This window comes from Streptomyces sp. NRRL F-5135, assembly GCF_000719775.1.
Taxonomy (GTDB): Bacteria; Actinomycetota; Actinomycetes; order Streptomycetales; family Streptomycetaceae; genus Streptomyces; species Streptomyces hebeiensis.
On sequence record NZ_JOHR01000020.1, the window covers coordinates 1 to 25,170 of the forward strand.

Consider the following 25,170-nt stretch of genomic DNA (forward strand, 5'->3'; position numbering starts at 1 on the left):
GGCGGGCGGGGCCTGCGGGGCGGGCGTCTGGGCCTGGTAGGCCTGGCCGTCGTAGGCGGGGACGGCGCCGGTGTCGTACGGGGGGACGGGGCCCGAGCCGTACATGGGGACGGCGCCGGTGTCGTACGCGGGCGCGGGCCCCGCGCCGTAGGGGGACGAGGCGTTCTGGCCGTACGCGGCGGTGTTCGGGTCGTAGGCGGGGATGGCGCCGGTGTCGTACGCGCCGACGCCGGCCATGCCGCCGGCCCCCGCGTCGTACTGCGGTGTCTGGCCGGTGTCGTACGGGGGGACGCCGCCCGAGCCGTACGTGGGGGCGGCGCCGGTGTCGTACGCGGGCGCCGCGGGCGGGGTGACGAACGCCTGGGCCGGCTGGGGCGGGGACGGCGTGGGCCAGGAGCCGCCCTTGCCCAGCGGGTCGTCCGTGATGATCGGGAGTTCCTCGGTCATCGGGATGCGCTCGGCGAGCGGGATCTCGCCGCTCGGCGGTCCGCCGGCCGGGCCCGTGGCGGGCATCGGCGCCGTCATGCCCCGGCTGTCCTGGCCCTGGCCGGAGACCGCGCGGTAGCCGGCGGACAGGTTCGTCCCCGTGTCCTGGAGCGGGTCGGGGCCGAGGCCCGGCAGGACATCCGCCCGGGAGGCGATGAACGTGTCGGCCGTGGGGTCGACGGGCGCCCGCGTCGCCTCGTAGAGCGGCGGGTTCGGCGCGGCGATCCGCGGTGTGCCGCGTCCCGAGCCGGACACCGGCCCCATGGACCGGGTCGAGAAGGCCGACTCGCGCGCCGACGCGGTCTCCTGCCGGTCGCGCGCCGCGCGCTGCGACGGGATGCCGCCCGAGCCGGGCAGGATGCCGCCCGAGCCGGGCAGGGGCGAGGAGACGGGATTGCGGCGGGCCGACTTCTCGTTCGCCATCGGAGGCGCGGACCCCGACCCTCCGGTGATCGCCAGGATCACGTCGGCCACCCGGCGCTTGGTCGGGGCCGGCAGGAGCCGCAGCGAGAGGCCGGCGGCCACACCGAGCATGGTCAGGCCGTACAGCCAGGTGACCCAGGACGCCGCGGGCCGGCCCGCGAACAGCCCGTGGACCAGCCCGGCGCACCAGGCGGGGTAGGCCACCATGTGGATCGCGCGCCAGCGGCCGGCGTACCGGGGAGTGGGCACGAAGACGCTGCGGGCCGCTCCGGTCAGGGCGGCGGCGACCATCATCAGCGCCGCGAACGATCCGAGGCCGATCAGCGCGCCGGTGCCGGTGACACCGAGGCTGAACGGGATGAGCGCGCCGATCAGCGCCACCTTGCCGAGGAACACCTTGATGCTGATGTGCAGCAGCAGGAAGACGAGCGAGCCCACTGCCGTCGTCCGGTGGATCGCCTGGGAGATCAGCCGGTCGCGCGGCGACAGGAACAGCCTGTCGCTGGCTATCAGCCCCCAGACGACGGCGCCGGAGAGACACAGCAGAGCCAGCACGCCGGCGCCGAAGTCGATGAATTTCTGGAAGGCGTCGCCTCCCAGGATGGCGAGTGCGGGGAGGACTACCAGTGCGGCGGCGGTCGCCACGGCGGCCGCCTGGCGACTTTTGCCTAGCTCCGGGTTGGACGAGGAGCTGAGCTTGCTTAGTGGGTTCATAGGGGGGCAACTCCGAATGGCTCGGGAAAGCGGTCCCGTTGCCGCATGCTAAGTGGAGCCATACCAGGCGGTACTGCGTTTGCGGGTTTAACCGGGGGAAGGTGAGTTAGCCAACTCTTCATTGGTCCGGATCGGGTCGATACGCGGGGTAAGTCGTCTGTTCGGCCTGTCGAACGGGGGTGTGGGGACTTCTTCGGAGAGGCATGTCGACGGTCCGGCGTCAAGGCACTTCTCGGCCGGGTGGCGGCTTGCGTGGAGGCTCGCGTGGCGGCTCCTGTGGCGTCCCGCCTGGCGACTCGTCGGCCAGGGGCTCGGGGCCTTGGAGAGCCTTGGCGGGCCTTGGAGGCTCTTGGGTGGATACGCCGGTGCGGCGTATCCGGGCCCTGCGGTACCCTGGCGCCATGCGTGCCGTACGCCTTCTGCTTAGCGAGCCGCGCTGATCAGTCCCGACGGACCAGAGAAAACCCGTCGGAATCGGCGCGGCTTCCCCTCCTGTGCGAGGGGTTTTTTCATTCGCAGGCAGAGACGACCGATGGAGCTTCAGAGGAAATGAGCGAGACGAATCCCGCCGCCCCCGCCGAGCAGGCGGCGGCGCCGTACCGCTACACCGGCGCCATGGCGGCCGACATCGAGGCGCGCTGGCAGGACTTCTGGGACGCGGACGGCACCTATCAGGCGCCCAACCCGACGGGCGACCTGGCCGGCGACGCGGCCGAGGTGGCGAAGCCCAAGAAATTCGTCATGGACATGTTCCCGTATCCCTCCGGCTCCGGCCTGCACGTCGGCCACCCGCTGGGCTACATCGCCACCGACGTCTACGCCCGGCACCAGCGCATGACCGGGCACAACGTGCTGCACACGCTGGGCTTCGACGCCTTCGGCCTGCCCGCCGAGCAGCACGCCGTCGCCACCGGCACGCACCCCCGCGTCTCCACCGAGGACGCCATGAAGAACATGGTGCGGCAGCTGCGCAGGCTGGGTCTGGGGCACGACAAGCGCAGGGCCGTCGCGACGATCGACCCCGACTTCTACAAGTGGACGCAGTGGATCTTCGTCCAGATCTTCAACTCCTGGTACGACGAGGACGCCGACAAGGCGCGTCCGATCGAGACGCTGGTGGCGCAGTTCGAGAGCGGGGAGCGCGCGACCCCCGACGGGCGCCCCTGGAGTGAGCTGAGCGCTGCCGAACGCGCCGACGTGCTGGGCGAGTACCGGCTGGCGTACGCCTCCGACGCACCCGTCAACTGGGCCCCCGGGCTGGGCACCGTCCTGGCCAACGAGGAGGTCACGGCGGACGGCCGCTCCGAGCGCGGCAACTTCCCCGTCTTCAAGGCGAAGCTGCGCCAGTGGAACATGCGCATCACCGCCTACGCCGACCGGCTGCTGAACGACCTGGACGCGCTGGACTGGCCCGAGGCCATCAAGCTGCAGCAGCGCAACTGGATCGGGCGCAGCGAGGGCGCGCGGGTCGACTTCCCCGTGGGCGACGCGGGCTCGATCACCGTCTTCACGACCCGTCAGGACACGCTGTTCGGGGCGACGTACATGGTGCTGGCACCGGAGCACGACCTGGTCGAGAAGATCGTCCCGGCCGCCTGGCCCGAGGGCACGCATGAGGTCTGGACCGGCGGTCACGCGACCCCCGCCGAGGCCGTCGACGCGTACCGCAAGCAGGCCGCAGCCAAGTCCGACGTCGAGCGGCAGGCCGAGGCCAAGGACAAGACCGGTGTCTTCACCGGCGCGTACGCCACCAACCCGGTCAGCGGCGAGCCCGTTCCCGTCTTCATCGCGGACTACGTCCTGATGGGCTACGGCACCGGCGCGATCATGGCCGTACCGGCGCACGACAGCCGGGACTTCGCGTTCGCGCGCGCCTTCGAGCTGCCGATCCGCTGTGTGGTGGAGCCCTCGGACGGGCGCTCGGCCGATCCCGCCGAGTGGGACGACGCGTTCGCCTCCTACGACGCGCGGATCGTCAACTCGGCGAACGCGGAGATCTCGCTGGACGGCCTGGGCGTGACCGACGCCAAGGCCAGGATCACCGAATGGCTGGCCGAACGGGGCATCGGCGAAGGCACGGTCAACTACCGGCTGCGGGACTGGCTGTTCAGCCGGCAGCGCTACTGGGGCGAGCCCTTCCCGATCGTCTACGACGAGGACGGCACCGCGCACGCGCTGCCCGAGTCGATGCTGCCCCTGGAACTGCCCGAGGTCGACGACTACTCGCCGCGCACGTTCGACCCCGACGACGCCGACACCCAGCCGGAGACGCCCCTGTCGCGCAACGCGGACTGGGTGAACGTCGACCTGGACCTGGGCCGGGGCGAGGGCGTCAAGCGCTACCGCCGCGAGACCAACACCATGCCGAACTGGGCCGGTTCGTGCTGGTACGAGATGCGTTACCTGGACCCGCACAACGGCGAGCGGCTGGTCGACCCGGACATCGAGCGGTACTGGATGGGCCCGCGCGAGGGCCGGCCGCACGGCGGTGTGGACCTGTACGTGGGCGGCGCCGAGCACGCGGTGCTGCACCTGCTGTACGCGCGCTTCTGGTCCAAGGTGCTGTTCGACCTGGGGTACGTCTCCTCGGCCGAGCCGTTCCACAAGCTGTACAACCAGGGCATGATCCAGGCGTACGTCTACCGGGACGGCCGGGGGATCGCCGTACCGGCCGCCGAGGTCGAGGAGCGGGACGGCGGGTTCTGGTACCAGGGCCAGAAGGTCAGCCGGGTCCTGGGCAAGATGGGCAAGTCCCTGAAGAACGCCGTCACTCCGGACGAGATCTGCGCCGAGTACGGCGCGGACACGCTGCGCCTGTACGAGATGGCGATGGGTCCGCTGGACGTCTCGCGGCCGTGGGACACGCGCGCGGTGATCGGCCAGTACCGGCTGCTGCAGAGGCTGTGGCGGAACGTGGTCGACGAGACGACCGGCGAGGCCACCGTCGTGGACGCCGAGCCCGGCGAGGAGACGCTGCGCGCGCTGCACAAGGCGATCGACGGGGTCGCGCAGGACATGGCGGCGCTGCGCTTCAACACGGCCATCGCCAAGATCACCGAGCTGAACAACCACCTGACCAAGGCGGGCGGCCCGGTACCGCGTTCGGTGGCCGAGCCGCTGGTGCTGCTGATCGCGCCCCTGGCGCCGCACGTCGCCGAGGAGCTGTGGCGCAAGCTGGGGCACACCGACTCGGTGGTGCACCAGGACTTCCCGGTGGCGGACCCGGCGTACGTCGTGGACGAGACCGTGGTGTGCGTGGTGCAGGTGAAGGGGAAGGTGAAGGCGCGGCTGGAGGTCTCCCCCTCGGTGTCGGACGAGGAGCTGCGCGCGCTGGCGCTGGCGGACGACGGTGTGGTGGCGGCCCTGGGCGGCGCGGAGATCCGGAAGGTGATCGTACGGGCGCCCAAGCTGGTGAACATCGTTCCGGCGTAGGTACCGGCGCCGCCGACGTCGGCCCGGGTACCGGCGTCGGCACCGGCGTCTCGTCACCGGTGCGGGGTCGGTGGGCAAGGGCTTTCCCCGCCGCGCAGGGCTTTCCTCACCGCACAGGGTTTTCCCCTACGGGGCAGGTTGGGGGTTCTGTGTCGGAACCCCCGACCTGCTTGTGCCGTTTACGGTGTAAGGAGCGGAAGAAGCGGCATCATGCGGAAAGCGGTGATGCCGCCCGGTGGCCGGTCAGGGTGACCGGCCGGCGGTGGTGACGGGTTGCGAGCGGACCGCGCACCGGCGGTGGCGCGGTCGTGCGGCGATCGTGACGCGGCGGCGGGTGTACCGAGCGTACCGACTGCGAAGGGGCATCCATGGAGGTCTTCCTGTTGGTGACGGTGCTGTTCGTCGCCTTCGTCGCGCTGGGGGTGTTCGCGACGGTCAAGGCGGTGGGCGCGGCCAAGCGCGGTGTCGACCGCACGATCTCGAACGCCCGCCGGACGGTGGAGGACTCCACGCTGCGGGTGAGGAGCGCCGGACTGTCGGGTACTGCGGGTGAGCTCGCCCAACTGAGGCTGAGGCTGCGGACGTCGATGCGGGCCACCCAGGACGCGTTGCACGCGGCGGTGGCACAGGACGCGTCCCTGAAGGAGTCGATCGGACTGTTCGAGCGGCTGAGCGCGCACGGCCTCGAGCTGGAGGACGAGCTGAGGCAGCTGGAGCGGGACCCGGACCGGGCGCGGGTCGCGGAGGCGCTGACGGAGCTGCGGGAGCGCACGGACCGCATCACGCACGCGGCGGACTCGCTGCGCTGGGCCGTTCGGGACCGCGCGAGGAACTTCGCGGAGGACGACCTGGCGGCTCTGAGCGCGCAGATCGACGTGGAGACGGGGGCGCTGCGGCACTGGTCGTCGGCGGCCGAGCCGGGGCCGGAGCCCGGGCCCTGGACGGGCGAGGAACGGCGGCAACGGCAGGGGGAGCGGTACGAAGAACGGCGGCGGACCGAGCCGACGGGCCCCGGCCCCGGTGCGTCCGGCCCCCGGGCGTCCGACGGCGCAACGCCCAGTGGGGCGTCGGCCGACGACGGTCCGCAGGCGATCGAGGCGCCCGATCCACGGCTGCGGGCGACGCACCCATGGCAGAAGCGTCCCGCGGGCCGGCCCGAACCACAGCCGCAGCCTCGGCCAGGCCGCAGGCCGGAAGCCACGAACTGACCGGGCACGGGCGTCGCGGCTCCCCGCTCCGGACCGGGGTGCCGGCTTCCGCGGCGGCCGTGGAATGATCACTGAGGCAGGGTCGGACTCCCGGGCCAGGACGGCGACGGGTAACCTCCCGCTCATGTCCCCCCATGTCGCCATCGTCACCGATTCCACGGCCTACCTGCCGCCCCGGGCGATCGAGCGGCACGGCATCACCGCGGTGCCGCTGACCGTCGTGCTCGGCGACCGTGCGCTGGAGGAGGGCACGGAGATCTCGGCCCGGTCGCTGGCCCAGGCACTCCAGAAGCGGCACTCCGTGACGACGTCCCGGCCGAGCCCCGACATGTTCGCCGCCGCGTACCGCGCGGCGGCCGGGGCCGGGGCGACGGGCATCGTCTCGCTGCACCTGTCCGCCGAGATCTCCGGAACGTACGACGCGGCCGTGCTGGCGGCGAAGGACGCGCCCGTGCCGGTGCGGGTGGTCGACACCGGCACGGTGGCGATGGCGCTGGGCTTCTGCGCGCTGGCCGCGGCCGGGGTGGCCGAGGGGGGCGGCACGCTGGACGAGGCGGTGGCCGCCGCGGAGAAGCGGTCGGCGGGCACGTCCGCGTACTTCTACGTCGACACGCTGGACTATCTGCGCCGGGGCGGCCGTATCGGCGCGACCCAGGCCTTGCTGGGCTCCGCGCTCGCGGTGAAGCCTCTGCTCACCCTGTCCGACGGGCGGATCGATCTGCTGGAGAAGGTCCGGACGGCCTCGAAGGCCATCGCCCGGCTGGAAGAGATCGTGGTGGAGCGGGCGGGCAGTGGCGCGGTGGACGTCGCCGTGCACCATCTCGCGGCGCCGGAACGGGCGGCGGCGCTGGCGGAACGGTTGCGCGAGCGCGTGCCGGGCCTGGTGGAGTTGCATGTCAGCGAGGTGGGCGCGGTGATCGGCGCACACACGGGACCGGGTCTGCTCGGAGCCGTGATCTCGCCGCGCTGAGGCCGGTCTGAGGCCGGTCTGAGGCCGCGCCGAGGCCGCTCAGAAAGCGTCGTACCGGCGGCCCGGCCACGCTTACGGGTGACCGAGTTATCCACAACGGCCGAGTTGTCCACGGAAATCCGGGCTGCTCGGCGGGTTCGGCCGGAGATGTCTACGGTCTTGAGCCATGACGCTGCGAACACACTCCGTAACCAGTGGTCCCGGCCGTGCACCGGGCTCCGACGGCCGTGCCCGCCATCGCGGACCCGGCGCCCCGCTCCGTCTCGGCGCGGGTGGCCGGAGGGGGTCGCGTGCGCCGCACGGTTCGCGTGACTGCCACGAGGCGGGGCGGGGCCTGCCGTCACGTGGTACGGCGCTCGCACGGATGGCGCGGACGAGCGGGACCACGCGGCGAGGCAGGCGGGGAGGTACGGGACCGCCGGGGGCCGACACGGCCTCGCGCCGCCGTGCGGACGCCCTGTTGGCCCGCGCCCCGGGCGTCGGCCCGGCGGATCCGGCGCCCGTCCTCCTCGGGGGAGGGGACGGTCGCCCGGACCGGCCGGCCTGCGCGCGGGAGGACGAGGTGATCGCACGCGGGGAGGGGGCGTCGGCAGGCGGCGGGGCGCGTGCCTGCGGAGACGGGCACACGGTGGACCGGGGCGACCGGGGCGATGAGGGCGACGAGCGCATGGACAGCTCCCGTGGGGCGGACGGCGACGAGCCGGCCGGGCGGGAGAAGCCGGACCGGGCCGGTGGGATGCCGCGCTTGCGGGAGCGGCGCGAGTCGCTCGGCCTGGCGCTGCGGGAGCGGATGCCGGTGTGGCTCCAGCTCCGGTGCGGCCTGGAGCCGAGAGCGCTCGGCGCGCTGTCCGTGGTGCTGGTGGCGGCGGCGGTCTTCGCCGTCCACCACTTCTGGACCACGCGGCCCGGTGCCGTGCGGGCGCCGGCGGCGGTCAACGCCGAGGCCCTGTCGCCTATGACAGCACCGGCGGCGTCCGTTCCGCCCGGTGCGGCCCCGGACGCGGCCCCCGCCACACCCGGGATGCCGGCGGACCGGCGGGACGCCTCGCCGGGGACGGGCGCGCGCGTGGTCGTCGATGTGAACGGGGAGGTGCGCCGGCCCGGCGTGCTGCGGCTGCCGGCCGGATCGCGGGTGGCCGACGCGCTGCGCGCGGCCGGAGGTGTCGAACCCGGCGCGGACGTCACCGGGCTCAACCGGGCCCGGGTGCTCAACGACGGGGAGCAGGTCGTCGTCGGTGTGACGGCACCGCCGGGAGGCTCTGGCACCGCCGGCGCCGGTTCCGGAGGGTCCGCGGGCGTGAGCGCGGGCGCCGGCGGCGGTGGCGGTACGGGACCGGGGGCGCCGGTGAGCCTCAGCACCGCGACGGTGGACCAGCTCGACACGCTCCCCGGGGTCGGGCCGGTGCTCGCGCAGCACATCATCGACTACCGCGCCCGGCACGGGGGCTTCCGGTCGGTGGAGGAGCTGCGCGAGGTCAACGGCATCGGTGAGCGCAGGTTCGCCGACCTCCAACCGCTCGTACGGCCATGAGGCGCCCCCTGGTCCACGCCGCGGCCGGACACCGCCTGGGCTCGGCCGACCCGCGGCAGGAGGGCCCGGCCGACCTCCGGCTGGTGCCCCCGGCGCTGGCGGCCTGGGCCGCGGCGGCCGTCGCCCTCGGCGTACCCGGCCGCTGGACCGTCGTCGGCACACTGCTCTGCCTGGCGGGCGGCGGGTTCCTGCTGGCGTGGACGGCGGGCCGCCGGCCCCGTGCGGGCGGGCCGCTCACCGGTGTGGCGGCCGCGGGCGTCCTGCTCTGCGCGGCGGCCGGGGCGGCGTCCGCGGGGCTGCACGGCGCGGACACCCGCAGGGGGCCGGTTCCGGACCTCGGGGAGCGGTATGCCCGGGTCACCGCCGAACTGACGGTCACCTCCGACCCACGGGCCACGCGGCCACGGGGCGTCGGGGACCGGACGGCACCGCGGAAGTACGTGCTGGGCGCCGAGATCACTCGGGTCGGGGCGCCCGGCGGGGCCGTGACCAGCGGCCGGACGCCCGTTCTGGTGGTCGTCACGCCCGGGGAGCACGCGGGGCGGTGGCAGCGGCTGTTGCCGTCCACCAGGCTGCGGCTGGCGGGGCGGCTCTCGCCGCCACGGCACGAGGGCGAGCGCCACGCGGCGGTGTTACGGGTCACGGGGAGCGGACCACCGTCGGTGATCGGCCGGCCGACGCGTGTGCAGCGCGTCGCGGGCGGGCTCCGCGCGGGGCTGCGCGAGGCGACGGACGGGCTGGCTCCCGACGCCCGCGCCTTGTTGCCGGGCCTCGTGATCGGAGACACCTCGCGGGTGGAGCCCGAGCTGCACGACGCCTTCACGGCGACCGACCTGACGCACTTGCTGGCCGTTTCGGGAAGCAACCTGACCGTCGTGCTCGCCCTGTTGATCGGGCCGCCGGGCCTGGCCATCCGGGCCGAGCGGCGCGGGCTCGCCCCACGGCTGAGGATTCCCCTGCGGTCCACGGCGCTGCTCGGCGGGGCGCTCACCCTGGCGTTCGTGGTCGTGTGCCGACCGGAGCCCAGCGTGCTGCGTGCGGCCGCCTGCGGTCTGATCACCCTGCTCGCCCTGGGGACCGGTCGGCGCAGGTCCCTGATCCCGGCCCTGGCCGCCGCCGTCCTGTTGCTGGTGCTCTACGACCCCTGGCTGGCGCGCGGCTACGGCTTCCTGCTCTCCGTACTGGCGACCGGCGCGCTGCTCACGCTCGCGCCGCGCTGGAGCGCCGCGCTGCGGCGGCGCGGGGTGCCGGACCGGCTGGCCGAGGCGCTCGCCGCGGCCGGGGCGGCGCAGGCGGTGTGCGCGCCCGTCGTGGCCGTGTTCGCCGCCCGGGTCAGCCTCGTCGCGATCCCGTGCAATCTGCTGGCCGAGCCGGCGGTGGCGGCGGCCACGGTCCTGGGCTTCGCAGCCCTCGCCCTGGCCCCGGTGGCGCTGCCGGTGGCCGAGGTGGTGGCCCGGTGCGCCGGCTGGCCCGCGTCCTGGATCGCGACCGTCGCCAGGACCGGGGCCGGGTTGCCGGGAGCCGAGGCCGGCTGGCCGGGCGGCTGGCGGGGCGGGCTGCTGCTGGCCGCGCTGACCGCGCTCGTCCTGCTCGCCGTCCGACGGGTCCCGCGCCATCCCTGGGCGGCGTGCGCGTGTGCGGTGCTGCTGTTGCTCGCGGTCCTGCGGCCGCCGCCCGTCACCCGGTTCGTCACCGGCTGGCCGCCGCCCGGGTGGTCGTACGCGATGTGCGACGTCGGCCAGGGGGACGCGACGGTGCTCGCGGCGGGGGAGCGGACGGCCGTGGTGGTGGACGTGGGGCCCGATCCGGCCGCCGCCGACCGCTGTCTGCGCGAACTGGGCGTCACCCGTGTCCCGTTGCTGCTGCTCACCCATTTCCACGCCGACCATGTCGCCGGACTGCCCGGTGCCCTGCGGGGCCGGGCCGTCGGCGCGATCCAGACGACGGGCACGCACGTTCCTTCGGGACAAGCGGAGTTCGTCCGCAGGACCGCCGCGGCGGCGGGAGTGCCCGTCGTCCGGGCCGGGGCAGGTGAGCGGCGTCGGGTCGGACCGCTCAGCTGGTGGGTGCTGTGGCCGTCGGCCGGGGCGGGAGCACCGAGGGCCGTTCCGCCGGAGGCGAACGATTCCAGCGTCACGCTGTTCGTACGGATCGACCGGGGGCCCACGCTGCTCCTCCCCGGCGATCTAGAACCACCTGCCCAACGGGCTCTGGCGCGCGCGTATCCGGCGCTGCCCCCGGTGGACGTCCTGAAGGTCGCGCATCACGGCTCGCCCTTCCAGGACCCGGGCCTGCTGCGTGCGGTCAGGCCACGGCTCGCCCTGATCTCCGCCGGCCGGAAAAATCCCTACGGGCATCCGGCTCCCCGTACCGTGGCCGCGCTACGGGCCGGGGGAGCCGCGGTGCTGCGCACGGACAGGGACGGCCCGATCGCGGTGACGGGCAGTGGTGCCGCGCTGCGGGCGGTGCCGCGTGGCCGGGGCGGTCCGGCGGCCGGCGCCCGCGATCCACCGGGCCGGGCACCGCCGGGAGACCCTGGCGAAGGTCCCGGAGAGTAGTCCCGGGGAGGGGGTCCGGAACGGTGCGTAACGCCCGAGGAGGGCTACTGGCGGTAGTTTGCCTCGAACGGGGCAAGAGTGATCGAATGCCTATTCGTCATGGGCCGCCGTCCGATCCGGTGCCTACCTCGGCGCCGAGCAGTCCTGCCGTGTGCGGCCACGCCGATTCCGATCGCACAGGGGTACGCACGCCATGATCAGCCGCCTTCTCGGCAGACGGTCCGCCGCTCGCGACAGACACAACCCGCTCGCGGGACTGTCCGTGCCACCCGGTGCGGGCCTACTCACCTGCCGGGTCCTCGATCCCGTCGGCGAGCCGGTGGGCCAGGCCGAGTTCACGGTGAACGACAGCAACGGCCGCAAGATCGTGAGCGGTGAGACCGACCCGTTCGGGACGCTGGTGGCGCTGGTGCCCTTCGGCGAGTACCGGCTGGCCGTCTCCGCCGAGAGCTTCGTGCCGTACCGGGGCAACGTGTGGATCACCGACGGCGGGCAGCCGGCGGGGCTCGGGGACGTCGTCCTCCAGATAGCCCCCTCGCTCCCGCTGCCCCGTCCGGGCGACTGGGAGATAGAACCGGCCCACTCGCGGATCGGTTTCATCGCCCGGCACATCGGACTGGCCCGGGTCCACGGCCGGTTCGACAACTTCGCGGGGGCGATCCGCGTCGGCGAGACGATGGAGCAGTCGGCGATGCACGTCGTGATCGGTGCCGCGTCGATCGACACGAGCGTGCGGATGCGGGACGACCATCTGCGCTCCGCCGACTTCCTCGACGTGGAGAACTATCCGACGCTGGAGTTCTACAGCGACCGTTTCACCCACCGGGGCGGCAACAACTGGGCCATCACCGGGGCGCTCACCCTGCACGGTGTGACCCGTACGGTCACGCTGGACGCGCAGTACCTCGGCATCGGCAACGGGATGGAGGGGGAGACGCGGGCCGCCGTGCGGGCCAGTACCGAACTGCACCGGGAGGACTACACCGTCAACTGGCAGTCCATGCTGGCGCGGGGCATCGCGGTGGTCGGCTCCAGCATCAAGGTCGAGCTGGACATCCAGATCGTGCCCAAGGCGGACCGGGCCTGAGCGGTGCCGGGCCGGCCGGACGCGTCGGCGGTGCTGGGAGAATCACGACCGTGAGCGATGTGAGACATGTGCTGGTGCTGCCCGACCGTGACGCGGCGGAGGAGGTGGCGGAGGCCCTCGGCGAACGGTTCGGGGTGACCGACGAGCCTCAGCTGGTCCGGGACGCGCTGGCCGGGGAGGACGACGCCGAGGACGCCCAGTGGCTGGTGGTGGTCGAGGACCCGGAGGCGCGGATGGACGCGGCCGCGCTGGACGCGTTCGTGGCGGACTGGGAAGGCTGGCGGGAAGTCCCGTAGCCCGCCGCCATGGCTCCGGCCGCTCGTCGGCCGGAGCCAGGCGGGCGGCTGCCGGCCGGGCGGGCTGTTCGCAGCGGAGGCGTTCGCCCGCCCCCGCGGTTGCGTGTACGCGTGCCCGGGCCGGACGTGGCTGTCGGTGGGCCATGAGATCGTGGACGGCGATGGCCACGAGAAAAGCTTCCACCGACGATCCGCTCGCCCCGCTCACGCTCGCCGTGGGGCAGGAGGACCTGCTGCTCGACCGCGCCGTGCGGCAGGTGGTCGCGGCGGCCCGAGCCGCCGACGCCGACACGGACGTGCGCGACCTCACCGCCGACCAGCTCCAGCCGGGCACGCTCGCCGAACTGACCAGCCCGTCGCTGTTCGCCGAGCGCAAGGTCGTGGTCGTACGCGACGCGCAGGACCTGTCGGCCGACTCGGTCAAGGACGTCAAGGCGTATCTCGGCGCCCCGGTCGAGGAGATCACCCTCGTCCTGCTGCACGCCGGAGGCGCCAAGGGCAAGGGCCTGCTGGACGCGGCGCGGAAGGCGGGCGCGCGCGAGGTCGCGTGTCCCAGAACGACCAAGCCGGCCGAGCGGCTGACCTTCGTCCGGTCCGAGTTCCGCGCGCTGGGCCGGTCGGCCACGCCCGAGGCGTGCCAGGCCCTGGTCGACTCCATCGGCAGTGACCTGCGGGAGCTGGCGAGCGCCGTCTCCCAGCTCGTGGCGGACATCGAGGGCACGATCGACGAGGCCGTGGTCGGCCGCTACTACACCGGCCGGGCGGAGGCTTCCAGCTTCACCGTGGCCGACCGCGCCGTGGAGGGCCGGGTGGCCGAGGCCCTCGAAGCGCTGCGCTGGTCGCTGTCCACCGGTGTGGCGCCGGTCCTGATCACCAGCGCCCTCGCCCAGGGCGTCCGCGCCATCGGCAAGCTCTCCTCCGCCCGGGGCGGCCGCCCCGCCGACCTGGCCCGGGAGCTGGGCATGCCGCCATGGAAGATCGACCGGGTGCGGCAGCAGATGCGCGGCTGGAGCCCGGACGGTGTGGCCGTGGCGCTGCGGGCCGTGGCGGAGGCCGACGAGGGCGTCAAGGGCGGCGGGGACGATCCGGAGTACGCGCTGGAGAAGGCGGTCGTCACGGTCGCCCGAGCGGCCCGCTCCGGCCGCGCGCGCTGAGCCGTCGCCGGCCCCTGGTCCGGAACAGCCACGGGCCCCGGTGCCACCCTGGGGAAGGGCGGCACCGGGGCCCGTGACATCAACAGTCTGTTGAACTCGCACCCGCGTGGCGAACGCTGTCGCGTGCGAGTTCGGGGGCGCCGGTCAGGAGCGGTAGAGAGGGCCCGCTGAGTCCCTTCCGGCGGTCAGATCAACTGCGCTCAGCCCTGGAGGGAGGCAACCTTGGAGGCCAGCGCCGACTTCTTGTTGGCGGCGGCGTTCTTGTGGATGACGCCCTTCGAGGCAGCCTTGTCGAGCTTGCGGGACGCCTCACGAGCGGCCGCGGTGGCCTTCTCGACGTCGCCCGCCGCGACGGCCTCGCGGGTCTTGCGGATCGCGGTCTTGAGCGACGACTTGACAGCCTTGTTGCGCAGGCGTGCCTTCTCGTTGGTCTTGTTCCGCTTGATCTGGGACTTGATGTTCGCCACGTTATGAGCCTTTTCAGCTTTGGTTTGAGCCTGGTGTCAGCTTCGATCGCGCCGTGCCGCACCCGCCGGGCCCGCCGAGCTTGTCCTGCTTGGGCTGCTCGTCGTGCTTGACGTGGTGCCGAGCCGGTCGCGTGTGCCGCGGTCTGCTCGACGTGGTGCCTCACGATGCGTCGTATCGAACCGGTCCCGGGCCGAGACGGCACGGGACGCAGCTGTTCAGGCTAGCAGTGACCCCGCGACCGGCCCAAACCGGTCGCAGTCCCGCCTCCATGGGACCATGGAGCCTACGTATCGATCCGAGTCGACCCGAGACGAGACGCCGCGCGTCTCAAGAATCAGGACCCTGCGTGCCCGCGATCCCCATCAACGTGCCCGAGCCGAGCCGTACGGACCCGGCGCTGATCCGCAACTTCTGCATCATCGCGCACATCGACCACGGCAAGTCGACGCTCGCCGACCGGATGCTCCAGCTGACCGGAGTCGTCGAGCAGCGGCAGATGCGCGCCCAGTACCTCGACCGGATGGACATCGAGCGCGAACGCGGTATCACGATCAAGTCCCAGGCGGTCCGGCTGCCCTGGGCGCCCACCACGGGGGAGGACGAGGGCAGGACCCACATCCTCAACATGATCGACACGCCGGGCCACGTGGACTTCACCTACGAGGTGTCCCGTTCGCTGGCCGCCTGTGAGGGCACGGTCCTCCTGGTGGACGCCGCGCAGGGGATCGAGGCGCAGACCCTCGCCAACCTCTACCTGGCGATGGAGAACGACCTCACCATCGTCCCGGTGCTCAACAAGATCGACCTGCCGGCGGCCCAGCCGGAGAAGTTCTCCGAGGAACTGGCGAACCTCATCGGCTGTCAGCCGGAGGACGTGCTCAAGGTCTCGGCGAAGACCGGCGTCGGCGTGGACGCGCTGCTGGACAAGGTGGTCGCGGACGTCCCCGCGCCGGTCGGCGTCAAGGACGCGCCCGCCCGCGCGATGATCTTCGACTCGGTCTACGACTCGTACCGGGGCGTCGTGACCTACGTCCGGGTGATCGACGGCCAGCTGAACAAGCGCGAGCGCATCCGGATGATGTCCACGGGCGCCACCCACGAGCTCCTGGAGATCGGCACCAACTCCCCGGAGATGCTCCCCGCCGACGGTCTCGGCGTCGGCGAGGTCGGCTACCTGATCACGGGCGTGAAGGACGTGCGCCAGTCCAAGGTCGGTGACACGATCACCACCTTCAGCCGGGGCGCCACCGAGCCGCTGGGCGGCTACAAGGACCCCAAGCCGATGGTGTTCTCCGGCCTCTACCCGCTGGACGGCTCCGACTACCCGGAGCTGCGGGACGCCCTCGACAAGCTCCAGCTCAACGACGCCGCGCTGGTCTACGAGCCGGAGACCTCCGCGGCCCTCGGCTTCGGCTTCCGCGTCGGCTTCCTCGGCCTGCTGCACCTGGACGTGATCCGGGAGCGGCTGGAGCGCGAGTTCGGCCTCGACCTGATCGCCACCGCGCCGAACGTCGTCTACCGGGTGCTGATGGAGGACGGCAAGGAGCACACGGTCACCAACCCGAGTGAATTCCCCGAGGGGAAGATCGACTCGGTGCACGAACCGGTGGTGCGGGCGACGATCCTGGCCCCGAGCGAGTTCATCGGCTCGATCATGGAGCTGTGCCAGAGCCGGCGCGGCACGATGCTCGGCATGGACTACCTCTCCGAGGACCGCGTCGAGATCCGCTACACACTGCCGCTCGCGGAGATCGTCTTCGACTTCTTCGACCAGCTCAAGTCCAAGACCCGCGGGTACGCCTCCTTGGACTACGAGCCCACCGGCGAGCAGACCGCCCACCTCGTCAAGGTCGACATCCTGCTGCACGGCGACAAGGTGGACGCCTTCTCCGCGATCACGCACCGGGACCAGGCGTACGCCTACGGGGTACGGCTCGTCGCCAAGCTGCGCGAGCTGATCCCGCGCCAGGCGTTCGAGGTGCCCGTCCAGGCCGCCATCGGCTCCCGGGTCATCGCCCGGGAGACGATCCGCGCCATCCGCAAGGACGTGCTCGCCAAGTGCTACGGCGGTGACATCTCCCGTAAGCGGAAGCTGCTGGAGAAGCAGAAGGAAGGCAAGAAGCGGATGAAGATGGTCGGCAGCGTGGAGGTCCCGCAGGAGGCGTTCATCGCCGTGCTGTCCAGTGACGACTCCGCGGGCGGCAAGAGCAAGAAGTAAAAAGCGACGCGGGAACGAGTCTTCGGGGGGAAGGGTCCCGGCGCCACGGCGCGGGGGCCCTTCCCCCTTACGCGACGGGCGAGCGCCCCTTAGTCTGTGCGCACCCGTGGTAGTTACCCGTCAGTTAGTTACCCGCCAGTCAATTACCGGTCGGTTGGTTGCCGGCAGGGTCATTCACTCGTCAGTCACGCAGCGCGGAGCCGGCCCCGGAGGATGTCGTGAGCGACACACAGAACGTGATCGAGAACCGGCCGCCCTCGGTGGCGGCCCTCTTCATTGAGCGCGTGGCGGCCACGCCGGACGGGGAGGCCTACCGCTATCCGGTTCCGCCGGCCGGTGGCCAGGGGCCCTCGGAGTGGCGCTCGCTGAGCTGGGCGCGGGCCGCGGAGCGGGTGTACACGATCGCCGCCGGCCTCATCGCCCTCGGCGTCCGGCCGGAGGAGCGGGTCGCGCTCGCCGCCGCCACCCGCGTCGAATGGATCCTCGCGGACCTCGGTGTGATGTGCGCGGGCGCCGCCACCACCACGGTCTACCCCTCCACCAACGCCGAGGAATCCGCGTACATCCTCGCCGACTCCGGGAGCCGGGTGCTGATCGCGGAGGACGCCGCCCAGCTGGCCAAGGCGCGGGAGCGCCGGGCCGAGCTGCCGGACCTCGCGCACGTCGTCGTGATCGAGTCCGCCGACGCGCTGCCGGCCGAGGGCGACCCGGAGGGCTGGGTGCTCTCCCTGGCCGATCTGGAGGCGCGCGGCTCGGAGTACCTGGTCGAGCACCCGGAGATCGTCAAGGAGCGGGTCGGCGCCATCACCTCCACCCAGCTCGCCACCGTCATCTACACCTCCGGTACGACCGGCCGCCCCAAGGGCGTACGGCTGCCGCACGACAGCTGGTCGTACATGGCCCGCGCCATCGAGGCGACCGGCCTGGTCGCCTCCGACGACGTGCAGTACCTGTGGCTGCCGCTCGCGCACGTCTTCGGCAAGGTGCTCACCTCCGGGCAGATCGCGGTCGGCCACGTCACGGCCGTCGACGGCCGGGTCGACAAGATCATCGAGAATCTGCCCGTGGTCCGGCCGACCTACATGGCGGCCGTGCCCCGCATCTTCGAGAAGGTCTACAACGGGGTCGCCGCCAAGGCCAGGGCCGGCGGGCCCGCCAAGTACAAGATCTTCACCTGGGCGGCCGGCGTCGCCCGCGAGTACGCCAAGGCCGCCCAGGAGAACTTCCGCCGCACGGGCACCCGGTCCGTGCCGTTCGCCCTCGGCGCGAAGCACCGGGTGGCGGACGCGCTGGTGTACGCCAAGCTGCGCGAGGCGTTCGGCGGCCGGCTGCGTGCGGCCATCTCCGGCTCCGCGGCGCTCGCGCCCGACATCGGCTACTTCTTCTCCGGCGCGGGGATCCACATCCTGGAGGGATACGGCCTGACGGAGACCAGCGCGGCCAGCTTCGTCAACCCGGGCGAGGCGTACCGCACCGGTACGGTCGGCAAGCCGCTGCCCGGTACGGAGGTACGGATCGCCGACGACGGCGAGATCCTGCTGCGCAGCCCGGGCGTGATGTCCGGGTACCACGGGCTGCCCGAGCAGACCGCGCGGGTGCTGGAGCCCGACGGCTGGTTCCACACCGGGGACATCGGCGAACTGTCCGTCGACGGCTATCTGCGGATCACCGACCGCAAGAAGGACCTCATCAAGACGTCGGGCGGCAAGTACATCGCCCCGGCCGAGATCGAGGGCCAGTTCAAGGCGGTGTGCCCGTTCGTCTCCAACATCCTGGTGCACGGGGCGGGCCGTAACTTCTGTACGGCGCTGATCGCGCTGGACGAGGCCGCGATCATGGAGTGGGCGGCCGAGAACGGGCTGGGGGGCAGGTCGTACGCCGAGGTGGTCGCCTCCCGGCGGACCGTGGAACTCGTCGACGGCTATGTGCGGCGGCTCAACGAAGGGCTCCAGCGCTGGCAGACCATCAAGAAGTTCCGGCTGCTGCCGCGCGACCTGGACGTCGAGCACGGCGAGCTGACGCCGAGCCTGAAGCTCAAGAGGAGAGTGGTCGAGCAGGAGTACGAGGTCCTGATCGCGGAGATGTACGAGGGCGCGCGGGAGGCCTGACGAGCGGGGGGCATCGGTTCGCACCGCCCCCGGAGCGTACGGTCCGCGGCCCGTGTCGCCCGGGGGCGTACCGCCGCGTGCGTAGGGTCGGTGGTCGTTGGCGCGTCGGGTGTCGTGCGGTCCTGGGGTGAGTTGCCTCCGTCTTGTGCCGTTCCCCGTCGTACCGCGTGGTGCGTAGCGAGTCCCGTCCATCCGGTACGGCCGCGGTGCGTGCCGCCTCCGGCTCGTACCGTACGGCGCCCGTACCGCCGCGGGTCGTGGCTCGTCGGCGTACGCCCCGTGCCCGTACCGTTCTGCCCGTACCGCACCGCTCCGCCGTCCCGCCTCCGGTCCCGTTCCGCGGTCGGGCCCCTTTTTGGAACACCGTGTCCTACGGTTCGTGACCGGGTTGTCGCCCGGGGCGTGCGCTACCACCAAACCTTGGTCAATATCTGCCCACTTCCATGACCCGGCGCGTATGGCCGCCTTCCGTCTGTCACTCTGGCGGGATCGTAAGCGGCACATCGCCAGAACCGGATCAGGAGCCGCAGTGGGGCCCATTCCGACTCCGCGCGAGTCCCTTCACCGCCCGGCATCGCAGATGCCGTTACGCAGGGACGCGCGGTCCACCACCCGTACCAGTCTGCCCGGCAACCCGCTCGCCCCGTCCGCCGCCCGCCGGTTCACCCGCGCGGCACTCGCGGACTGGACCAGCCTCGGTTACCTGGCCACCTGCGCCTTCTGCCGCGAGGACGAGGAATGTTCCCCGGGGCGGCACAGCACCGACCTGCTCGCGGACGACGCGGTGCTGATCGTCGACGAACTCGTCACCAACGCCGTGGTGCACGCCGGAACCACCGTCGACGTGCTCTGCCGGCTCGACGCTCCCGCCGAGGACGCGACGGGGGCGGAGACCACGCCTGCCGCGGTGGTGGTCGAGGTGTCCGACCACCATCCCGCGCGCGCCATACAGAACGACCCCCTCGAACCCCGGGCGGAGGAGCCGCCGTCGGGGATCGTGGAGCCCGAGTACGGCCGCGGACTGCAGTTGGTGGCCGCCCTCGCCGAGAGCTGGGGCATCACCTACCGCTCCGGCCTGAAGACCGTATGGGCCCGGCTGCCGCTCGAAGGCCGGGACGCGGGGACCGCTCCCGGCGCCGAGCCCGTCCTGCGCCGGGGGCTGCGCGCCGCGGAGATCCTGGCGCCCGCGCCCCGGCGCGCCGTGCGCGACGACCCGGAGTGGGTCGGACGAGGCGCGCTGTCCTTCCTCGCCGAGGCGTCGGAACTGCTCGCGGGCCAGCTCGACGAGGACCTGATCGCGGCGCTCGCCGGCCAGTTGCTGGTGCCCAGGCTGGCCGAGTGGTGCGCGGTCTGGCTGGACGGCGAGGGGGCGCAGGCGAGCGCGCCGCCCCGGCTCGCCCGGGTCTGGCACGCGGACGAGTCCCGGGTCGAATCCCTGCGCGCCGCGCTCGAGAAGGAACCGGTACGGCTGCCGGACCCGCCGAGGGGCGGTCCGGTGCGCGTGCCGTGGCCGTGGCCCGAGGGCGAGGGTGGGCACGGGCCCGAGGCCGAGGACGGCACGTACGCGGCCGGCGGCGCCTACGGAGGTGACGGCGACCGCGATGCGTACGGGGGCGATGACGAGGCGTACGGGAGCGACGGCGGCGCGTACGGCGGCCCGGGTGTCGCGCTCGCGTGCCGACTGGTCGTCGGCGGACGCGCCCTGGGGACGCTGCTGCTCGGCCGCCCCGGCCACCAGCGCGTCCCCGACGACGTGACCTCGCTCGTCGAGGACTTCGCGCGGCGCGTCGCGCTCGCCGTCGGCGCGGCCCGCCGCTACAGCCGGCAGGTCACCATCAGCCGGGTCCTCCAGCGCGGCCTGCTGCCCAGCCAGGTGGCGCGGATTCCCGGTGTCACCAGTTCCCTCGTGTACGAGCCGAGCGACGAGGGCCTGGCGGGCGGCGACTTCTACGACATCTTCCCGTGCCCGCCCGGCGACCGCTGGTGCTTCATGCTCGGCGACGTCCAGGGCAGCGGCCCGGAGGCGGCCGTCGTCACCGGCCTCGCCCGCCCCTGGCTCCGGCTGCTCGCCCGCGAGGGTTACCGGGTCGGCGCGGTCCTCGACCGCCTCAACCGGCTGCTCCTGGACGACGCCACCGAGGCGGCGGACGCGGCGTCGCTGATGGTGGCCGCGGCGGCCGCCGCCAGCCCCGGCGCGCGCCCGGGGCCGAACGACGCCCCTGGCGCCCTCGCCGGTCGGCAGACCGGGCCCGACGGCGGGAGGCAGTCGCGTTTCCTGTCACTGCTGTACGGGGAGCTGAGACCGCTGCCGGGCGGGGACCGGGGCGTACGGTGCACCCTCGCCAGCGCCGGCCACCCGCTGCCCCTGCTCCTGCGGCCGGACGGCAGGGTCGTGCCCGCGGCGGAGCCGCAGGTGCTGCTGGGCGTGGTCGAGCACGTGGCGTACGAGAGCCACACCTTCCACCTGGAACGGGGCGACACGCTGCTCTGTGTCACCGACGGCGTCACCGAGCGCCGGTCCGGCGCCCGCCTGCTGGACGACGGCGACGGGCTGGCGCGGGCGCTGGCCGGGTGCGTGGGGCTGACGGCGCAGGGGGTGGCGGACCGCATACGACGGGCCGTGCACGAGTTCGCGGACACGCCGCCGGGGGACGACCTGGCACTGCTGGTGTTCCAGGCGGAGTGAAGGCGCCGACGGCCGGGGAAGGGCCGCGGCCGTCGGGCGAGGCGGTCGAGGCGGGGGTGAACGGGCCGGCGGGCGAGGCCGGCGAGGCGGGGGTGAACGGGGCTGCCACCCGCGTGCGGGCCGGCCACTCCCACGCGGGCCCGTCACCTGTGCACGGGCCCGCCACTGGTGTGCGAACCGCTTCCCCGCGCGTACGGGACACTGGGACCATGCCTTCCGCACTGCCCGACGGCGAGCCCATGCCCGAGACCGGCGCGTTGCCCCGGTCCGCCCTGACGGGCGGGGCGGACCGGCCGCTCGGCTTCTACCTGCACGTTCCGTACTGCGCGACCCGCTGCGGCTACTGCGACTTCAACACCTACACGGCGACCGAGCTGCGCGGTTCCGGCGGCGTGCTCGCCTCCCGCGACAACTACGCGCAGACCCTCGCCGACGAGATCCGGCTGGCCCGGAAGGTGCTCGGCGACGACCCGCGACGGGTCAGCACGGTCTTCGTCGGCGGCGGGACCCCGACGCTGCTGGCGGCCGAGGACCTCGTACGGATGCTGGACACGGTCCGGGACGAGTTCGGGTTCGCGCACGACGCGGAGATCACCACCGAGGCCAATCCGGAATCGGTTGATCCGGCGTATCTGGAAGCGCTCAGGGCCGGGGGCTTCAACCGGATCTCCTTCGGCATGCAGAGCGCGAAGCAGCACGTGCTCGAGATCCTGGACCGCACGCACACCCCCGGCCGCCCCGAGGCCTGCGTGGCGGAGGCACGCGCGGCCGGGTTCGAGCACGTGAACCTCGACCTGATCTACGGCACACCGGGCGAGAGCGACACCGACTGGCGCCAGACGCTGGCGGCGGCGGTGGGCGCGGGCCCGGACCACATCTCGGCGTACGCGCTGATCGTCGAGGAGGGCACGGGGCTGGCGCGGCGGATCCGACGCGGCGAGGTGCCCATGACGGACGACGACGAGCACGCGGACCGGTACCTGATCGCGGACGAGGTGCTCGCCGGGGCGGGCTACCACTGGTACGAGGTGTCCAACTGGGCCACCTCGGAGGCGGCCCGGTGCCTGCACAACGAGCTGTACTGGCGCGGCGCCGACTGGTGGGGCGCGGGCCCGGGAGCCCACAGCCACGTCGGCGGGGTCCGCTGGTGGAACGTCAAGCACCCGGGCGCGTACGCGGCGGCCCTGGCGTCGGGACGTTCCCCGGGGGCGGGCCGGGAGATCCTCTCGGCGGAGGACCGGCGCATCGAACGCGTCCTCCTCGAACTGCGCCTGTCGGCCGGATGCGAGCTGTCCCTGCTGGCCCCGGCAGGGCTCGCGGCGGCGCGGCGCGCGGTTGGGGACGGGCTGCTGTCGGAGGGGGCGTTCGAGGACGGACGGGCGGTGCTGACGCTGCGGGGACGGCTGCTGGCGGACGCTGTCGTCAGGGACCTGGTGGATTGATCACTCGCCGGGGTGAACCTGAGCGAATTCGGGAGGGGGCCGCATAGCCTGGTGCTTAGTCTGCCGCTGACCAGACAGCGGCGGAAAGCGGAGGTTCACGGAGATGACCGCTGTGGATGAGCGACCGATCACGCGCGCCGCCAAGACCTTCGAGGACCTGGATGTCCCCGAGGGTTTCAAAGCGGAACTCCTCAGGGGGGACATCGTGATGATGGCGGGGCCCGACCGGGTCCATAACCGGATCGTCCAGACGGTACAGGACCAGATTCCGCACGATCGCTGGGACAGGTTGCAGACCCAGGACATCGCCATCCCGAATGAGGAGAGCGAACCACAGCCGGATCTCGTCGTCCTGGAGCGGGGCGCGGCGGAGGGCCCCGGACGGCTCATCCCCGCCCCGGCCGTCACTCTGGTGCTGGAGGTGGTCTCCAGGACCAGCGGCGACCGGGACTACGGCGAGAAGTGCTCGATGTACGCGGCGGGCCGGGTGCCCGCCTACCTGATCATCGACCCGATGGAGCAGCTCTGCATGCTGCTCACGGAGCCGGCCGGCGAGGGGGAGAACGCCGACTACCAGGTGGAGCGGATCACCAACTTCGGCGATTCCGTGCCCCTGGACATGCTCGGTATCAAGCTGGACACCTCGGAATTCGAGACGCTTCCGGCGGTCAGGCGGCGCCGCCGACGGTGACGAAGTCGATCAGCTCCTCGACCCTGCCCAGCAGCGCCGGCTCCAGGTCCTTGTAGGAGCCGACCTTCGACAGGATGTGCTGCCAGGCCGCTCCCGTGTTCTCGGGCCAGCCCAGCGCCCGGCACACCCCCGTCTTCCAGTCCTGTCCTTTCGGCACCGTCGGCCACGCCCGGATGCCCACGGAGGACGGCTTCACCGCCTCCCACACGTCGATGTACGGGTGCCCCAGCACCAGGACGTCCGGGCCCGTCACCTCCGCCGCGATACGGGACTCCTTCGTACCCGGCACCAGGTGGTCGACCAGGACGCCCAGGCGTGCGTCCGGGGCCGGGCCGAAGTCGGCGACGAGGGACGGCAGGTCGTCGACGCCGCCCAGGTACTCCACGACCACGCCCTCGACGCGCAGGTCGTCGCCCCAGACCTTCTCGACCAGTTCCGCGTCGTGCCGGCCCTCCACGTAGATGCGGCCCGCCCGTGCGACGCGCGCCCGGGCGCCCGGGACGGCGAGGGAACCGGAGGCCGTACGGGCCGGCCGGGCCGGACCGGCGCCCGCCGACGGCCGCACCAGCGTCACGACCTTGCCCTCCAGCAGGAAGCCGCGCGGTACGAGCGGGAAGACCCGGTGCTTGCCGAAGCGGTCCTCCAGGGTGACCGTCGGCCCCTCGGCGGTCTTCTCGCAGCGGATCACCGCACCGCAGAAGCCCGTCGACACCTCCTCGACCACCAGATCGGGCTCGGCGGGCACCTCCGGCGCGGCGGCGGACTTCTTCCACGGGGGCGTCAGATCGGGGCTGTAGCTGCGCATGAGCACGACCATAAGGGGACGGGGGCGTCACCCGAGTCCGAACCTCCGCGCCAGTTCGTCCCGTTGCCGCCGTACGAACCCCGCGTCCACCACCGACCCGTGTCCCGGCACGTACACCGCCTCTTCACCGCCCAGTTCCAGCAACCGGTCCAGGGCCGCCGGCCAGTGGGACGGGATCGCGTCCCGGCCCGCCTGGGGGGTGCCCGACTCCTCCACCAGGTCGCCGCAGAAGACCACCTCCGGCTCGTCCGGGCCCGCCGCCGGAACCAGGAGCGCGAGATCGTGGGCGGTGTGTCCGGGGCCGACGTTCGCCAGCAGGACCTGACGGCCGCCCAGGTCCAGCGTCAGCTCTCCGGACACCGCGTGGCGCGGCAGGACCAGCAGGTCCACCGCCTCGGCGGCCCGCGCGGGGTCCAGGCCCTCCCGTACCGCGTCCTCGTACAGATCCGCCCGTCCCCGCCCGGCCGGTGCCAGCAGTTCCGCGACGCCCACCGCCCCGTAGACCTCGGCCCCCGAGAACGCCGCCGTGCCCAGTACGTGGTCGAAGTGAGGGTGGCTCAGTGCGATGTGTGTCACGTGTCTGCCGCCCAGCAGCCGCTGTGCCTGCGCCCGCAGTCCGGCGCCCTCGCCGAGCGCCGAGCCCGTGTCGTACAGCAGGGCCGCCCCGTTACCGGCCACCAGTCCGGTGGTGGCGTCCCAGCCCGGCAGCCGTAGGCGGCCGACCGCCCGGGTCAGCCGTTCCCACCCGCACTCTTCCCAAGGGACGTTCATGCGAGGACGCTATCGGCTACGGCCGGTCCGATCACGGGACGGCATGCTCCGCGACCCACAGACCCCGACTGACAGCCCCCGACCCACAGGGCTCGGTGTGCGCACCCTCCCCCAGGGGACCG

Annotated in this window: 17 protein-coding genes; 13 read left to right on the top strand and 4 right to left on the bottom strand. The window is 72.9% G+C overall.

Annotated elements, in window-relative coordinates; all coding sequences use genetic code 11:
- Positions 1-1,623, bottom strand: a 1,623-nt coding sequence (locus IG02_RS0129400) for a ferric reductase-like transmembrane domain-containing protein (protein ID WP_158712392.1), incomplete at its 3' end; no start/stop codon positions are given.
- 549 nt (positions 1,624-2,172) lie between these two features.
- Between IG02_RS0129400 and leuS the strand changes: the two genes are divergently transcribed.
- From leuS to holA, 8 genes are all read left to right on the top strand, one after another.
- The gene (leuS, locus tag IG02_RS0129405) at positions 2,173-5,055 is read left to right on the top strand and encodes a leucine--tRNA ligase (RefSeq protein WP_030754610.1); all 2,883 of its coding nucleotides are present in this window, start codon (positions 2,173-2,175) and stop codon (positions 5,053-5,055) included.
- 368 nt (positions 5,056-5,423) lie between these two features.
- Positions 5,424-6,263, top strand: coding sequence for a hypothetical protein (locus IG02_RS0129410; protein ID WP_063756869.1), 840 nt, complete (start codon positions 5,424-5,426; stop codon positions 6,261-6,263).
- Between the two features lie 124 nt (positions 6,264-6,387).
- Positions 6,388-7,233 (top strand): DegV family protein, encoded by an 846-nt coding sequence (locus tag IG02_RS0129415; RefSeq protein WP_030754614.1) that lies wholly within the window; start codon positions 6,388-6,390, stop codon positions 7,231-7,233.
- Positions 7,234-7,795: 562 nt separating this feature from the next.
- Positions 7,796-8,764, top strand: coding sequence for a ComEA family DNA-binding protein (locus IG02_RS0129420; RefSeq protein ID WP_234314953.1), 969 nt, complete (start codon positions 7,796-7,798; stop codon positions 8,762-8,764).
- The gene (locus IG02_RS0129425; RefSeq protein ID WP_078854931.1) at positions 8,761-11,322 is read left to right on the top strand and encodes a ComEC/Rec2 family competence protein; all 2,562 of its coding nucleotides are present in this window, start codon (positions 8,761-8,763) and stop codon (positions 11,320-11,322) included. Before IG02_RS0129420 ends, IG02_RS0129425 begins: the two co-directional genes overlap by 4 nt.
- A gap of 193 nt (positions 11,323-11,515) precedes the next feature.
- Positions 11,516-12,409 (top strand): YceI family protein, encoded by an 894-nt coding sequence (locus IG02_RS0129430; RefSeq protein WP_030754621.1) that lies wholly within the window; start codon positions 11,516-11,518, stop codon positions 12,407-12,409.
- 50 nt (positions 12,410-12,459) lie between these two features.
- Positions 12,460-12,705 (top strand): hypothetical protein, encoded by a 246-nt coding sequence (locus IG02_RS0129435; protein ID WP_078854944.1) that lies wholly within the window; start codon positions 12,460-12,462, stop codon positions 12,703-12,705.
- A gap of 161 nt (positions 12,706-12,866) precedes the next feature.
- Positions 12,867-13,859 (top strand): DNA polymerase III subunit delta, encoded by a 993-nt coding sequence (gene holA, locus IG02_RS0129440; protein ID WP_030754623.1) that lies wholly within the window; start codon positions 12,867-12,869, stop codon positions 13,857-13,859.
- Between the two features lie 200 nt (positions 13,860-14,059).
- Here holA and rpsT read toward each other — a convergent pair whose 3' ends face one another.
- Complete coding sequence (gene rpsT / locus IG02_RS0129445; protein WP_030754624.1) at positions 14,060-14,326, bottom strand: 30S ribosomal protein S20; 267 nt, start codon at positions 14,324-14,326, stop codon at positions 14,060-14,062.
- Positions 14,327-14,673: 347 nt separating this feature from the next.
- On the opposite strand from rpsT, the gene lepA reads away from it, so the two are divergent.
- The 5 genes from lepA to IG02_RS0129470 all read left to right on the top strand — a co-directional run bounded on the left by lepA (position 14,674) and on the right by IG02_RS0129470 (position 23,472).
- The gene (lepA, locus tag IG02_RS0129450; protein WP_030754625.1) at positions 14,674-16,545 is read left to right on the top strand and encodes a translation elongation factor 4; all 1,872 of its coding nucleotides are present in this window, start codon (positions 14,674-14,676) and stop codon (positions 16,543-16,545) included.
- A gap of 218 nt (positions 16,546-16,763) precedes the next feature.
- Positions 16,764-18,653: an AMP-dependent synthetase/ligase gene (locus IG02_RS0129455; RefSeq protein WP_030754626.1), complete on the top strand. Its 1,890-nt coding sequence runs from the start codon at positions 16,764-16,766 to the stop codon at positions 18,651-18,653.
- 580 nt (positions 18,654-19,233) lie between these two features.
- The gene (locus IG02_RS0129460; protein ID WP_107055729.1) at positions 19,234-21,339 is read left to right on the top strand and encodes an ATP-binding SpoIIE family protein phosphatase; all 2,106 of its coding nucleotides are present in this window, start codon (positions 19,234-19,236) and stop codon (positions 21,337-21,339) included.
- A 209-nt stretch (positions 21,340-21,548) separates the two neighbouring features.
- Positions 21,549-22,781, top strand: coding sequence for a radical SAM family heme chaperone HemW (hemW, locus tag IG02_RS0129465; RefSeq protein WP_030754630.1), 1,233 nt, complete (start codon positions 21,549-21,551; stop codon positions 22,779-22,781).
- A 103-nt stretch (positions 22,782-22,884) separates the two neighbouring features.
- Complete coding sequence (locus IG02_RS0129470) at positions 22,885-23,472, top strand: Uma2 family endonuclease (RefSeq protein ID WP_030754632.1); 588 nt, start codon at positions 22,885-22,887, stop codon at positions 23,470-23,472.
- Here the strand turns inward: IG02_RS0129470 and IG02_RS0129475 are convergent.
- Positions 23,450-24,277, bottom strand: a complete 828-nt coding sequence (locus tag IG02_RS0129475; RefSeq protein WP_030754634.1) for a DUF3097 domain-containing protein — start codon at positions 24,275-24,277, stop codon at positions 23,450-23,452. The two genes, IG02_RS0129470 and IG02_RS0129475, sit on opposite strands and share 23 nt — an antisense overlap.
- Before the next feature lie 27 nt (positions 24,278-24,304).
- Entirely contained in the window at positions 24,305-25,048 is a 744-nt protein-coding gene (locus tag IG02_RS0129480) for an MBL fold metallo-hydrolase (protein ID WP_030754637.1), read from the bottom strand.
- Positions 25,049-25,170 lie beyond the last annotated feature (122 nt).

What these genes read in the sequence shown, in the direction of transcription:
- IG02_RS0129460 (WP_107055729.1), top strand. Translation starts at nt 19,234, where the DNA reads ATGCCGTTACGCAGGGACGCGCGGTCCACCACCCGTACCAGTCTGCCC.
- IG02_RS0129475 (WP_030754634.1), bottom strand. Translation starts at nt 24,277, where the DNA reads ATGCGCAGCTACAGCCCCGATCTGACGCCCCCGTGGAAGAAGTCCGCC.
- IG02_RS0129430 (WP_030754621.1), top strand. Translation starts at nt 11,516, where the DNA reads ATGATCAGCCGCCTTCTCGGCAGACGGTCCGCCGCTCGCGACAGACAC.
- IG02_RS0129470 (WP_030754632.1), top strand. Translation starts at nt 22,885, where the DNA reads ATGACCGCTGTGGATGAGCGACCGATCACGCGCGCCGCCAAGACCTTC.
- IG02_RS0129480 (WP_030754637.1), bottom strand. Translation starts at nt 25,048, where the DNA reads ATGAACGTCCCTTGGGAAGAGTGCGGGTGGGAACGGCTGACCCGGGCG.
- holA (WP_030754623.1), top strand. Translation starts at nt 12,867, where the DNA reads ATGGCCACGAGAAAAGCTTCCACCGACGATCCGCTCGCCCCGCTCACG.
- IG02_RS0129410 (WP_063756869.1), top strand. Translation starts at nt 5,424, where the DNA reads ATGGAGGTCTTCCTGTTGGTGACGGTGCTGTTCGTCGCCTTCGTCGCG.
- IG02_RS0129425 (WP_078854931.1), top strand. Translation starts at nt 8,761, where the DNA reads ATGAGGCGCCCCCTGGTCCACGCCGCGGCCGGACACCGCCTGGGCTCG.
- IG02_RS0129415 (WP_030754614.1), top strand. Translation starts at nt 6,388, where the DNA reads ATGTCCCCCCATGTCGCCATCGTCACCGATTCCACGGCCTACCTGCCG.
- leuS (WP_030754610.1), top strand. Translation starts at nt 2,173, where the DNA reads ATGAGCGAGACGAATCCCGCCGCCCCCGCCGAGCAGGCGGCGGCGCCG.
- hemW (WP_030754630.1), top strand. Translation starts at nt 21,549, where the DNA reads ATGCCTTCCGCACTGCCCGACGGCGAGCCCATGCCCGAGACCGGCGCG.